The 12,013-nt window shown below is 70.0% G+C and carries 14 protein-coding genes and 1 tRNA gene; 5 read left to right on the top strand and 10 right to left on the bottom strand.

Going from position 1 to position 12,013, the window contains the following annotated elements; all coding sequences use genetic code 11:
* The 4 genes from ACFE67_RS10925 to ACFE67_RS10910 form a co-directional block, all read right to left on the bottom strand.
* On the bottom strand, positions 1-339 hold a 339-nt coding region (locus ACFE67_RS10925), incomplete at its 3' end, for a TCP-1/cpn60 chaperonin family protein (protein ID WP_375406906.1).
* A 194-nt stretch (positions 340-533) separates the two neighbouring features.
* Entirely contained in the window at positions 534-737 is a 204-nt protein-coding gene (locus ACFE67_RS10920; protein ID WP_375406905.1) for a cold-shock protein, read from the bottom strand.
* A gap of 173 nt (positions 738-910) precedes the next feature.
* Positions 911-1,465: a LytR C-terminal domain-containing protein gene (locus ACFE67_RS10915; RefSeq protein ID WP_375406904.1), complete on the bottom strand. Its 555-nt coding sequence runs from the start codon at positions 1,463-1,465 to the stop codon at positions 911-913.
* Between the two features lie 74 nt (positions 1,466-1,539).
* Complete coding sequence (locus tag ACFE67_RS10910; RefSeq protein ID WP_375406903.1) at positions 1,540-1,824, bottom strand: DUF3263 domain-containing protein; 285 nt, start codon at positions 1,822-1,824, stop codon at positions 1,540-1,542.
* Positions 1,825-1,963: 139 nt separating this feature from the next.
* Here ACFE67_RS10910 and msrB point away from each other — a divergent pair, with 139 nt between their 5' ends.
* The gene (gene msrB / locus ACFE67_RS10905) at positions 1,964-2,371 is read left to right on the top strand and encodes a peptide-methionine (R)-S-oxide reductase MsrB (RefSeq protein WP_375406902.1); all 408 of its coding nucleotides are present in this window, start codon (positions 1,964-1,966) and stop codon (positions 2,369-2,371) included.
* A gap of 72 nt (positions 2,372-2,443) precedes the next feature.
* Positions 2,444-2,516: transfer RNA gene (locus ACFE67_RS10900), tRNA-Thr, on the top strand.
* 53 nt (positions 2,517-2,569) lie between these two features.
* Here ACFE67_RS10900 and ACFE67_RS10895 read toward each other — a convergent pair.
* Entirely contained in the window at positions 2,570-3,505 is a 936-nt protein-coding gene (locus tag ACFE67_RS10895; RefSeq protein ID WP_375406901.1) for a DsbA family protein, read from the bottom strand.
* A 201-nt stretch (positions 3,506-3,706) separates the two neighbouring features.
* Between ACFE67_RS10895 and ACFE67_RS10890 the strand changes: the two genes are divergently transcribed.
* Entirely contained in the window at positions 3,707-4,804 is a 1,098-nt protein-coding gene (locus tag ACFE67_RS10890) for an ABC transporter ATP-binding protein (protein WP_375406900.1), read from the top strand.
* Positions 4,801-6,096, top strand: coding sequence for a DUF4032 domain-containing protein (locus tag ACFE67_RS10885; protein WP_375406899.1), 1,296 nt, complete (start codon positions 4,801-4,803; stop codon positions 6,094-6,096). Before ACFE67_RS10890 ends, ACFE67_RS10885 begins: the two co-directional genes overlap by 4 nt.
* Before the next feature lie 87 nt (positions 6,097-6,183).
* Here ACFE67_RS10885 and ACFE67_RS10880 read toward each other — a convergent pair whose 3' ends face one another.
* The 5 genes from ACFE67_RS10880 to ACFE67_RS10860 all read right to left on the bottom strand — a co-directional run bounded on the left by ACFE67_RS10880 (position 6,184) and on the right by ACFE67_RS10860 (position 11,188).
* Positions 6,184-7,017 carry a hypothetical protein gene (locus ACFE67_RS10880; RefSeq protein WP_375406898.1) on the bottom strand — a complete coding sequence of 278 codons (834 nt, stop codon included), beginning with the start codon at positions 7,015-7,017 and terminating at the stop codon, positions 6,184-6,186.
* A 179-nt stretch (positions 7,018-7,196) separates the two neighbouring features.
* Positions 7,197-8,162, bottom strand: coding sequence for a 23S rRNA (guanosine(2251)-2'-O)-methyltransferase RlmB (gene rlmB / locus ACFE67_RS10875; RefSeq protein WP_375406897.1), 966 nt, complete (start codon positions 8,160-8,162; stop codon positions 7,197-7,199).
* Positions 8,152-9,558, bottom strand: coding sequence for a cysteine--tRNA ligase (gene cysS, locus ACFE67_RS10870; RefSeq protein ID WP_375406896.1), 1,407 nt, complete (start codon positions 9,556-9,558; stop codon positions 8,152-8,154). The genes rlmB and cysS overlap by 11 nt, the downstream gene beginning before the upstream one ends.
* On the bottom strand, positions 9,555-10,709 hold the full coding sequence (ispD, locus tag ACFE67_RS10865) for a 2-C-methyl-D-erythritol 4-phosphate cytidylyltransferase (RefSeq protein ID WP_375406907.1): 1,155 nt from the start codon (positions 10,707-10,709) through the stop codon (positions 9,555-9,557). The genes cysS and ispD overlap by 4 nt, the downstream gene beginning before the upstream one ends.
* Positions 10,706-11,188 carry a CarD family transcriptional regulator gene (locus ACFE67_RS10860; protein ID WP_375406895.1) on the bottom strand — a complete coding sequence of 161 codons (483 nt, stop codon included), beginning with the start codon at positions 11,186-11,188 and terminating at the stop codon, positions 10,706-10,708. Before ACFE67_RS10860 ends, ispD begins: the two co-directional genes overlap by 4 nt.
* Positions 11,189-11,364: 176 nt before the next feature.
* On the opposite strand from ACFE67_RS10860, the gene ACFE67_RS10855 reads away from it, so the two are divergent.
* Positions 11,365-11,958 (top strand): hypothetical protein, encoded by a 594-nt coding sequence (locus ACFE67_RS10855; protein WP_375406894.1) that lies wholly within the window; start codon positions 11,365-11,367, stop codon positions 11,956-11,958.
* Positions 11,959-12,013: the final 55 nt, after the last annotated feature.

The following is a 12,013-nucleotide window of genomic DNA, read 5'->3' as shown; positions in this document are numbered from 1 at the left end:
GATCGGGTCGGCGCCGGCCGCGACGTTGCGCAGGCCCTCGCGCACCAGCGCCTGGGCGAGCACGACCGAGGTGGTCGTTCCGTCACCGGCGACGTCATCGGTCTTCTTGGCGACCTCCTTGACGAGTTCCGCGCCGATCTTCTCGTACGGGTCCTCGAGCTCGATCTCCTTGGCGATCGAGACGCCGTCGTTCGTGATCGTGGGGGCGCCCCACTTCTTCTCGAGCACGACGTTGCGGCCACGCGGGCCGAGTGTGACGCGGACCGCGTCGGCGAGGATGTTCAGTCCGCGTTCGAGGCCACGACGGGCCTCTTCGTCAAAGGCAATGATCTTCGCCATAGGTGCTTCGTCCTCCCTGGACGGTGACAACAGGAACTGCGCGAGCCGACTGGATGCGGCCACTGCGCCTGGCACTCTACGAGACCGAGTGCCAACTCATTCTGGCAGTCACCATGAGGGAGTGCAAGCCGCGCAGCCGGCGTGCACCCGCTGCGCCGTCGGCGGATCACCGAGGCGCGTGCAGCCCGGGGGTCTCAAGCAGGCTTGACCGCCTCCGCCTGGGGGCCCTTCGGACCGGCGCCGATCTCGAACTCGACGCGCTGGCCCTCCGCAAGGGAGCGGTAGCCGTTCATCTCGATCGCGGAGAAGTGCACGAACACGTCCTGTCCACCCTCGTCCACGGTGATGAAGCCGTAGCCCTTCTCGGCGTTGAACCACTTCACGACACCAGTTGCCATCGGGGGCTGCTCCCTGCCTGCCGGCGAGGCCCTCCCCCGCTGCGTGACCGCAATCTAGCGACGGCAGCGGGCCGTGCGGGAGGCCGCAACACACTCTGCGCGCCTCCGGCGCCGCATCTCAACACACCGGAAACAGCGCGGAAACACGCGCGACGCGAGGCGGGCGGACCGGGTCAGGAGGAGGGGGTGTAATCGGCGCCGAGGACGACCGTGAGGCGCGACTCGCCCTGCACGTCGAACCGCTTGGTCTGCACCGGGGTGCGGCCGATCTCGAGCGACTTCGCCAGACCGAGCGCAGCACCGAGCTGGGACGCGGCGCTGTAGTAGACGGTGGAGAGCTTCACGTCGGTCGTGTCCGCGTTCGCGGTCGACGCGACCTTCCAGTCGGCCGCCTCGGCGGTCGTCGCAGCGTTCTTCGCGAGCCCGGAGGTCGTCGTGGCGTTCAGGATGACGACGGTCGCGGCCGGATCGACGGTGGCCGCGGGCCGTGCTGCGGCAGCCGACGACGACGTGCCGGTCGAGGTGCCGACCGTGCCGATCGCACCCCGCTCGATCGCGGAGAGACCGAGCACCCCTGCCCCCACGAGCACCCCGGTCGCGAGCGCGGCCCACGCGAAGATCGTGACGCCGCGCCGTCGCGAGGGCGCACGATGAGCGCCGACCCTGGCGAGGTCCTCGGGGACGTCGTCGAACCGATCGCGCGCCCGCGCGGTCGTGCCTCGTGCCACTGCTCTCCGTGTTCCTGCGCCGTGTCCTGACCCGATGGCCGCTCCGGGGATCACCGGCACGGCACCCGTCGCGCTCAGCTCGAGTGCCGGCGCAGCAGATCGGCGCGCCGTACCGTTCGGGCGTCGCGGAGGCGCTGGAGGCGCTTCACGAGCATCGGATCCTCCCGCAGCGCGGTGGGCGTCTCGATCAGCGCACCGAGCACCTGGTAGTAGCGGGCGGCGGAGATGCCGAACTCCTCGCGGATGGCCTCCTCCTTCCTCCCCCCGCGGCGCCACCAGGCGCGCTCGAAGGCGAGGATGTCGAGGTCCCTGGCCGAGAGATCGGGCTCTCGGCCTGCGGGGGGCACGGTGTCGTCCACGTCGTTCGGTGTCCTTCCGTGCTGCGCCCCGCGTTCGGGGAATATCAGGGATGCTAAAAGGGCTGACGCGGAAGAAGGCGGAAGCGAAACGCCGTGTCCGAATGGACACAAGCAGCACTGAAGCAGGTGGAGGGCCGCGATGACCTACGAAGTGACCAAGACCGAGTCCGAGTGGAAGGCCGCGCTCGACCCGGATGCGTTCAAGGTCCTGCGTCAGGCCGCGACCGAGCGGCCGTGGTCCGGTGCCCTGCTCGACGAGCACCGCGACGGGATCTTCCGCTGCAGGGCGTGCGACGCCGCACTGTTCACCTCGACGACGAAGTTCGACTCCGGCTCGGGCTGGCCGTCGTTCTTCGAGCCGGTCTCCCCCGATGCCGTCACGCTGAAGTCGGATCGGGCGTGGGGCATGACGCGCACCGAGGTGCTGTGCGCCCGCTGCGGCTCCCACCTCGGTCACCTGTTCGACGACGCCCCGCAGACCCCGACCGGCGACCGCTTCTGCATGAACTCGGTCTCGCTGACCTTCGACGAGGGCGCCGAGGCCTGAGCGGCCCCCGCCCCTACCCGCACCCGCTGGTCGAGGTGCGAGCGCAGCGGGCCTTCGTAGACTTGACGCGATGCCGGGATAGCTCAGTCGGTAGAGCGCCGCCCTTGTAATGCGGATGTCGTCGGTTCGATTCCGACTCTCGGCCCGACGAAGCGGGCCCTCCTCGAGTGTTCGAGAAGGGCCCGCTTCGTGCACGCGTCAGTTCGAGGCGCTCGGCGTCGGTGTCGGTGTCGGTGTCGGAGATGCCGTCGAGATGGCGCCGCCGACACTGGTGACGAAGCTGCCGAAGTCGGTCTTGCCGTCCCAGTACTGGCCGTTGACGAGCACCGTCGGCGTGCTCGGCCCGGCTGGCGACCCATCCGGCAGGAGGCGTTGGCTGAAGTCGACACCCTTCAGCGGACCGCTGTCACTCGTGAACTCGTCGGTGCGCTGGCCCACCCAGTTCTTGAACGTCTGGTCCCTGATCGCCTTCGTGATCTGAGCGAGGTTGGTCGGCTTGACCTGCTTGACCAGTGCGATGAGGCGGTCGTCCGTCAGGCCCGCGGTGCCTTCCTTCGGCTGCACGCTGGTCTCATAGAGCAGCGAGTGGAACGCCGGAAAGGTGTTCGGCGAGTAGTTCGCGACCGCTGCGGCCGCATTTGCGGCACGGGTCGAGTAATTGCCGTCGGTGAAGCGCTGGTCGAGGATCGCGATCGGGTGGTACTGCACAACCGCCGCGCCGCTCGTGATCAGCGCCTTGATCTGCGTCCCGGAGGTCTGCTCGAAGGTTTGGCACGCGGGGCAGCCGAAGTCCTCGTACGCCTGGATCAACACCTTCCCGCCTTTGACCGTCGTCTGCGGAGTCGGCGTCGCGTCCGCAGAAGGGGCCGCGGTCGTCACAGCGGTCAGGCCGGCGCCCTCGATCGAGATGCCGCCGTTCGCCATGTTCCTCGGGCCGGGCCCCGGCGGGCGCACCGAGTTCACGATGATGACGGCCACCACTGCGACGATGGCGATGATGACGACGCCGATCGTCGCCTGCAGCGCGACCTTGTTGCGGCGTTCGCGGCGCTGCTGACGGAGGCGCTGCTCGCGGGCCTTCTCGCGGGCGGCGTCACGTCGCTCGTTCTTCGACCCTCTCGGCGCGTTGGTCATGGATCCCTCCTGTACCGACCGACCGGCGGCACGGGCAGGCATCGTAACCGGCGCCCGTATGCCCGATGCGGAGGCTCCCCGCTGACGGGGATGCGGGCGAGTGGCATACTGAGCGTGCCCGGCGATGGAGCCGGGCATGACCATTGGTCATCCTCACTACGGATCGTCCGGCACGTACCTGCCGGTGAAGGAGAAACAGCGATGGCAACCGTCACGTTCGATCACGCGACACGTCTGTACCCGGGCGGCACCCGCGCCGCGGTGGACGCCCTCAGCCTCGACATCGCCGACGGCGAGTTCCTCGTGCTCGTCGGCCCCTCCGGCTGCGGCAAGTCGACCTCCCTCCGCATGCTCGCGGGCCTCGAAGAGGTCAACGACGGCCACATCTACATCGGCGAGCGGGACGTCACCGACATCCCGCCGAAGGACCGCGACATCGCGATGGTCTTCCAGAACTACGCGCTGTACCCGCACATGACGGTCGCCGAGAACATGGGCTTCGCGCTCAAGATCGCCGGCATCAGCAAGGACGAGCGTGCCAACCGCGTGCTGGAGGCGGCGAAGCTGCTCGACCTCGAGCCCTACCTCGCTCGCAAGCCGAAGGCGCTCTCCGGTGGTCAGCGTCAGCGCGTCGCGATGGGTCGCGCCATCGTCCGTCAGCCGCAGGTGTTCCTCATGGACGAGCCGCTGTCGAACCTCGACGCCAAGCTGCGCGTGCAGACGAGAACGCAGATCGCGTCGCTGCAGCGTCGTCTCGGCGTCACGACCGTGTACGTCACCCACGACCAGACCGAGGCGCTCACCATGGGCGACCGGATCTGCGTGCTGAAGGACGGCGTCCTCCAGCAGGTCGGCAGCCCGCGTGACCTGTACGAGCGCCCCGACAACGTGTTCGTCGCGGGATTCATCGGCAGCCCCGCGATGAACCTGTTCCCGACCGACCTGGTCGAGGGCGGCGCGAAGTTCGGCGAGACGCTCATCCCGCTCACGCGCGAGACGATCGCCGGCTCAACGGGCAAGCAGGTCACGATCGGTGTGCGTCCGGAGGATCTCGAGGTCTCCAGCTCGAGGGGCGACGGTCTCCCCGTCGTCGTCGACCTGGTCGAGGAGCTCGGCGCGGACGGCTACCTCTACGGTCACGCGGACGTGAACGGCCGCCGCACCGACATCGTCGCTCGCGTCGACGGCCGGTCGCACCCGCAGGTCGCCGAGACGGTGTACCTGCACCCGCAGCAGAACCACACCCACGTGTTCGACGTCGAGTCCGGGGCGCGACTCTCGGCCGCAGTCACGGCTTGAGCGACTCGTTCGGAGCCTCCCTCTCCATCACGGCGGCGACGGTCGACCCGGCGCTGCTGGATCTGCCGTGGAGCATCCCCCTCGAGCAGTGGACCGCAGAGCACATCGCGGCCCTGCCGAAGGGGATCTCCCGGCACGTCGTCCGCTTCGCGAACCTCTCGGGGTACGTCGTCGCGGTGAAGGAGACGTCCACCGAACTCGCCCAGCGCGAGTACGACATGCTCCGAACGCTGGCGCGCATGGATGTGCCGTGCGTCGAGCCGGTCGCTGTGATCAGCGGCCGGCTCGACGAGAACGGCGCGGAGCTGAACACGGTGCTGGTCACCCGGCACCTCCGGTTCTCCCTGCCGTACCGGGCGCTGTTCTCGCAGACGCTGCGGCCGGACACGGCGACGCGGCTCGCCGACGCGCTCGCACTGCTGCTCGTCCGGCTGCACGTGATCGGGTTCTTCTGGGGCGACGTGTCGTTGTCGAACACGCTGTTCCGGCGTGACGCCGGTGCGTTCGCCGCGTATCTCGTCGATGCCGAGACGGGCAAGCTCTACACCAGCGGCCTCTCGAAGGGGCAGCGCGAGAACGACCTGGAGCTGGCGCGCGTGAACATCGCCGGCGAGCTGATGGACCTCGCCGCCGGCGGCCATGTCGACGAGGACCTCGATCCGCTCGTCACGAGCGAGCGCATCGTGTCGCAGTACCGGATGCTCTGGAACGAGCTGATGGGCAGGGAGTCGTTCTCCTCCTCCGAGCGCTGGCGGATCAACGAGCGCGTCGACCGCCTGAACGCGCTCGGATTCGACATCGAGGAGCTGTCGATCCGCACCGGTCAAGGCGGCAACGAGGTCGTCATCCAGCCGAAGGTCGTGGACGCCGGGCACCACACCCGCCGCCTCCTGCGCCTGACCGGGCTGGACGCGGAGGAGAACCAGGCCCGCCGCCTCCTGAACGACCTGGACCAATGGCACCACGCGTTCGGCCGCAGCCAGATGGACGAGGAGATGGCTGCCCACGAGTGGGTCGCAGGCGTGTTCGAGCCCGTGATCCGATCCATCCCGCGCGACCTGCGCGGCAAGCTGGAGCCCGCCGAGGTCTTCCACCAGGTGCTGGAGCACCGCTGGTTCATGTCGCAACGGCAGACGCGGGACGTTCCGCTGGCCGAGGCGCTCTCCTCCTACGTCGAGGACATCCTCCGCCACCGCCGCGACGAAGCCGCCCTGCTCGAGCCGATCACGGAATCGATCACGACCCCGATCCGCGTCTCCCAAGGCCCGGAGGACTGGCGCGCCACCGTCTGACCGAGCACGACAGCAGGAAGTATTTGCTTCAGCAGGCATTCCGAGGCGTTTTCTTCCTGCTGGAGTGAATTCTTCCTGCTGTAGTGCTCATGCGACCGGAGCGTGCCGGTCCATCACGTCGCAAATCGCGGCCAGGACGAACTCGTAGTCGTACATGATCGTCGCGTAGGCGAACTGCAGAACGATCCGCCCCTCCCGCATCAGACGGACGACGCGAACGCGATCGGCGGTGAACGCCTTCTCCTTCGCGTGCGTCTCGCGGCCATCGGCTTCGATAACGAGCCAGTCGCCGATCTCGATGTCCGTGCGATCGCCGCTGAGCATCGTGACCTGCACATCGGATGGGATCCCTGCGATGGCGAGCAGATATCGCACGATCGATTCGATCCCGGACTCGCTGCGCGGCTCCAGATGGTCGATCAGATGATGGACCCGCTTCGGCCCTCGCCTGATGATCGCTTCGAGCCGGTTCCTCGAGATCATCCCGAGGTGCAGCAGCGAATCGAGCACGGCGATGAGGAGGTGCGGCGGGAGGCAGCTGAGTGCATCGGCGATCGCGACCTCCACGGGTACGACGCCGAAGGCGCTTCCGGTGTGATCGCGCTTCGCGCTCCAGTGCCGGACGACGGACTCACCCTGCTCTCGGCCGGCGGTTCGGCGTCCGGAGGCGGAAGTCGCGAAGACGACATGGGTACCGAGGTCGGGCGGCACCCATGCACCGAGGAGCTTCAGCGCTGAGACGCAGCCGAGTCGCCCGCCCATCCGCATCGCGAGCACCGCATCCTTCGGTGTCGCCGGGGTGCCGTACCAACCCTTGATGATCCGGAAGCGCATGCCAGCTGCGATGGAGTCCCGGATGGTGTTGATGGTTTCGCCGTGCGCGCGGAGCTCGGCGGTGGTGAACATCGAGAATCTGCCCATGGCCGACAGCGTGGGGGTGGGCGTGCCCGCCGAGCGGCCGGATCCTCCTCCGCGCGGGGAATACGGCCTGTGGAGGAGCCGATTCCGCTTCGGCACCGCAAGAGCAGGACTCAGCACGATGAGCAGGACGGATTCGTGCGCTGAATCCTGCTGATGGTGCTGAGTCCTGCTGTCGTGCTCTATTCGGCGGCGGCTCGGGTGGCGGCTATCGCGTACAGGGCTATGGAGGTGGCCACCGAGGCGTTCAGGGATTCCGTGGAGCGGCCGATCGGGATCGAGACGATCTGGTCGCACAGATCACGGACGAGGCGGGATAGGCCCTGGCCCTCGCTGCCCGCGACGACGAGCAGCGGCCTGTCCGCCAGGTCGAAGGCGGGGAGCGTGACGTCTCCCCCGCCGTCGAGGCCGACGACGAAGACGCCGGCCTGCTTGTACGCGGTGATGGTCTGCGCGAGGTTCGACGCCATCGCGACCGGGACTCGCGCGATCGCGCCGGCGGAAGCGCGCCACGCGGCCGGGGTGACCCCGACCGAGCGCCGCTGCGGCAGCACGACGCCGTCCCCGCCGAACGCCGCGACGGACCGGATGATCGCGCCGAGGTTGCGGGGATCGGTGACCCCGTCGAGCGCGACGACCAGCGACGGGCTGCCCTTCTGCAGCAGGTCCATCGGGTGCGCGTACTCGTACGGCTTGACAGCCAGGGCGATGCCCTGGTGGAGGAGGTCGCCGCCGGTGAGGCGGTCGAGCTCGGGCCGCATGATCTCCAGCACCGGGATGTCGCGCTTGTTCGCGATGGAGAGGGTCTCCCGGATCCGGTCGTCCACCTCCATCCGCGCCGCGATGTAGACCGTGGTCGCCGGGATCCTCGCGCGGAGCGCCTCGAGCACCGCGTTGCGGCCCGTCACGAGATCCTCGGTCGACGCCTTCTTCCTGGGCGTCCTGGAGGCGGGTCGCGCGGCCGGGGGGTCGCTGCGCTTCGCTGCCGACCGGTCGGCCAGCTGCCTGCGCTTGTGCGCCTGGTGGTAGGTGCGATCCTCCGCCTTCGGCGTCGGCCCCTTGCCCTCCAGCGCCTGACGCCCCTGGCCTCCCGACCCGATCTTCGTGCCCTTCTTGTTCGGCGTGCGCCGCCTGGCATCACCGGCCATCGATGCTCCACCTCGTCCCGTCACCCGTGTCGGTGAGCACGATGCCGGCGGCCGCCAGCTCGTCACGCACCCGATCCGCGGCGGCCCAGTCCCTGGACCCCCGCGCAGTCTGTCGTTCCTCGATCAGCCGCTGCACGAGCGCATCGAGCGCCGCTCCGCTGCCATCGTCCCGCGCACCGGCGGCCCATGCCGGATCGAGCGGATCGATCCCGAGGACACCGGTCATCGCGCGCACCGCGGCCAGTGCGTCGCCCGCCACCGTCAGCTCACCCGCGTCGAGGGCCTGGTTGCCGCGCCGGATCGTCTCGTGCAGCACCGCGAGGGCCTGCGGCACCCCGAGGTCGTCGTCGAGCGCCGCGGCGAACACGTCGGGCACGAAGGCGGCGGCGGCGGGGGCACCGGCGTCGATCGCGCGGCGCTCGAATCGCTCGATGCGGGACAGCGCCTCCTCCGCCTCCACGAGCGCACCGTCGTGCAGGTCGAGGTCGGAGCGGTAGTGCGCGGCCTCGAGCGCGTACCGCACGACCAGCGGGCGCGCCGCGCCGAGCAGGTCGGCGGCGAAGACGGAGTTGCCGAGCGACTTCGACATCTTCTGCCCGGCGACGGTGACGAGCCCGTTGTGCACCCACAGGCGCGCGAACGGGGAGCCCGAGGCGACCGACTGCGCCAGCTCGTTCTCGTGGTGCGGGAACCGGAGGTCCAGCCCGCCGCCGTGGATGTCGAACTCGCGACCGAGGTACCGCTCCGCCATCGCGGAGCACTCGATGTGCCAGCCGGGACGGCCGGCACCCCACGGGCTCGGCCACGCGGCGGTCTCGGGCTCGATCGGCTTGTGGCCCTTCCAGAGCGCGAAGTCGCGCGGGCTGCGCTTGGCGCGGTCCTCCCCATCACCCGGGACGAACGCGTCTGCGGTCTGGTGGGTCAGCACGCCGTAGTCCGGCCACGACGACACATCGAAGTAGACGTCGCCGGAGCCGTCGGGAGCCGGGTAGGCGTGGCCCGCGTCGATCAGGCGGCGGATCAGGTCGATCATCCCGCCGATGTGCCCGGTCGCCCGGGGCTCGTAGGTCGGTTCCTGGATGCCGATGGCGCGGTAGGCGGCCGAGAACTCGAGCTCGACGCGGTACGCCTGCGCCCACCACTCCCGGCCGGCGCGCGGCGCCGCGTCGAGGATCTTGTCGTCGATGTCGGTGACGTTGCGGATGAGGGTGACCTGCAGCCCGCGGTGCTCGAGCCACCGTCGCAGCACGTCGTAGGAGAGCGCGCTGCGGATGTGGCCGATGTGCGGGGACGACTGCACCGTCGGCCCGCAGACGTAGATGCCGACTCGACCCGGGACCACCGGTTCGAGCTCGCGGAGCGCCTGCGACCTGGCGTCGTACAGGCGGACGGTCACGGCCCCGATGGTACGGGAACCGCCGTGCCGACCAGGGCCGTCGCGATCGCGGCCACCCCCTCGCCACGGCCGGTGAGCCCGAGCCCGTCGCTCGTGGTGCCGGCCACCGAGACGGGGGCACCGACGGCTGCGGTCAGGAGCGCGACGATCTCGGCGCGGCGCGGCCCGACCCTCGGGCGGTTGCCGATGACCTGCACGGCGACCGACAGCGGCACGAATCCCGCGTCGGCGAGCAGCGCGACGGACCGTGTGACGAACTCGACGCCGGCCCTGCCCGCCTCCTCCGCGCGGTCGACGCCGAAGCGCGAGCCGAGATCGCCGAGCCCGCCGGCGGACAGCAGCGCGTCCGCGATCGCATGGCACACGACGTCGGCGTCGCTGTGCCCGGCGAGGCCCGGCTCCCCCGGCCAGTCGAGCCCGCCGAGCCGCAGCGGCCGGGTCGGATCGATCGCGTGCACGTCGACCCCGATGCCGGTTCGGGTCGCCGCAGGGGGTGCGAGCAGCTGCTCGGCCCGGCGGAGGTCCCAGAGCGTGGTGATCTTCGCGGCGGCCGGATCCCCGGGAACGACGGTCACGCCTCCGCCTGCCGCCGTGAACACCGATGCATCGTCGGTGTGACCCGAACCGGCAGCGGCGTACGCCTGCTGCAGGGCGCCGGCCGGGAAGCCCTGCGGCGTCTGCACCGCGGCCAGCCGCGAGCGGTCGAGCGTCCCGACCACCGTGGTGCCGTCGAGCTGCTTGACGGTGTCGGCGGGGGTGAGCGCCGGGACGACTCCGCCACCGGTCGCGACCACCGCCGCCCTGACCAGGTCGAAGAGACCGGCGGGGGTGAGGGGTCGTGCTGCGTCGTGCACGAGCACGACCTCGTCGCCGGCGACGCCTGCGAGGGCGAGCGCCACCGATTCCTGGCGGCTCGCCCCGCCCGGGACGACCGTCACCCGGTCGGCGGCCTTCCGCGTGGCCACGATGCCGCTGATCGCGCCGGTCGCTGCCGGTGGCGCAGCCACGATCACGTGATCGACCTGGGCGGCGAGCACGCCGTCCAATGCCCAGTCGAGCATCGGACGGCCTGCCAGTGGGACCAGAGCCTTGGGGATCCCGAGGCCGAGGCGCACACCGTTGCCGGCGGCGACGACGATCGCGACCGTCAGGAGGCGAGCACCTCGTCGAGGACGGTCGACGCCTGCTCCTCGTCGGTCTTCTCGGCGAGTGCGAGCTCGGAGATCAGGATCTGCCGCGCCTTCGCGAGCATGCGCTTCTCACCGGCGGACAGGCCGCGATCCTGGTCGCGGCGCCACAGGTCGCGGACGACCTCGGACACCTTGATGACGTCGCCGGACGCGAGCTTCTCGAGGTTCGCCTTGTAGCGGCGGGACCAGTTGGTGGGCTCCTCGATGAACGGGGCGCGCAGCACCTCGAACACCCGGTCGAGCCCCTCCTTGCCGATCACGTCACGGACGCCGACGAGGTCGACGTTCTCGGCCGGGACCTCGATGGTGAGGTCGCCCTGCGCCACGTTGAGCTTGAGGTAGACCTTCTCCTCGCCGCGGACCGTGCGCTTCTTCACCTCGACGATCTTGGCGGCTCCATGATGGGGGTAGACGACCGTCTCGCCGACTTCGAATTGCATGCGCATCCTTCCGAAAAGCGGCCCCCAGTCTAGCACGGGCGGTTTCCCAGCCTCGCGGGGGCGGAGGCGCAGGGTGCGGCGGCCCCCGGGCCGGAGGGGGCCCGTCCGGTAGGCTGCCCCCCGATCGGACCGCGCTCCAGACCACCGCGGACCCGACCGGACGAGAGGGTGTTGCAGTGAAGATGCGACTCGCGGCATCCGTCGCGGTGACCGTGCTGGCGACCACCGTCCTGGCCGGCTGCCAGTTCATCACCCCGCAGCAGACCTCCCGGTCCTACACCCCCTCCGACGGCGTGAACGGGTCGGTCGGCAGCGTGCAGATCCGCAACGTGTTCCTGGTCGACGGCGAGGACGACACCGCCTCGCTGATCGGCGTGCTGTCGAACACCTCGGCCACGGCGAGCGAGGTCACGCTGCAGTGGACGAGCGCGACGGGCATCGAGACCAAGCGGCTGAACCTCCCGGGGAACGGCCTGCTGTCCATCTCCACCGACCCGTCGACGCCGGACGCGTCCGTGCCGGGGAGCTCCGCCTCCGTGATCCTCGACGACGTCGACGCGACGCCGGGCAGCCTCTTCCCGGTCACGTTCACCGCATCGTCGAAGGACGAGGACCTGCGGCTGCCCGTGCTGACCGGCAGCCTCTCCCAGTACGCGACGCTGGTGCCCACGCCCACGCCGACACCCACGAAGACCAAGAGGACGCCGGAGGCCGAGGCGACCGACACGGCGTCGCCGACGCCGACCCCCACGGAGACGCTCGCCGGCTGATGCAACGGCTCGCTGTCGGGTGATCTCGAGGCTCGCTGCGCTCGCACCTCGATCA

Source organism: uncultured Amnibacterium sp. (assembly GCF_964244015.1).
GTDB lineage: Bacteria > Actinomycetota > Actinomycetes > Actinomycetales > Microbacteriaceae > Amnibacterium.
The sequence above is the reverse complement of the archived record's forward strand: the minus strand, read 5'-3'. Positions and strand labels throughout refer to the sequence as shown.

Coding starts and splice junctions, on each gene's coding strand:
- ACFE67_RS10920 (WP_375406905.1), bottom strand. CDS start 737: ATGGCAACTGGTGTCGTGAAGTGGTTCAACGCCGAGAAGGGCTACGGC.
- msrB (WP_375406902.1), top strand. CDS start 1,964: ATGACCTACGAAGTGACCAAGACCGAGTCCGAGTGGAAGGCCGCGCTC.
- ACFE67_RS10895 (WP_375406901.1), bottom strand. CDS start 3,505: ATGACCAACGCGCCGAGAGGGTCGAAGAACGAGCGACGTGACGCCGCC.
- ACFE67_RS10890 (WP_375406900.1), top strand. CDS start 3,707: ATGGCAACCGTCACGTTCGATCACGCGACACGTCTGTACCCGGGCGGC.
- ACFE67_RS10880 (WP_375406898.1), bottom strand. CDS start 7,017: ATGGGCAGATTCTCGATGTTCACCACCGCCGAGCTCCGCGCGCACGGC.
- rlmB (WP_375406897.1), bottom strand. CDS start 8,162: ATGGCCGGTGATGCCAGGCGGCGCACGCCGAACAAGAAGGGCACGAAG.
- ACFE67_RS10860 (WP_375406895.1), bottom strand. CDS start 11,188: ATGCAATTCGAAGTCGGCGAGACGGTCGTCTACCCCCATCATGGAGCC.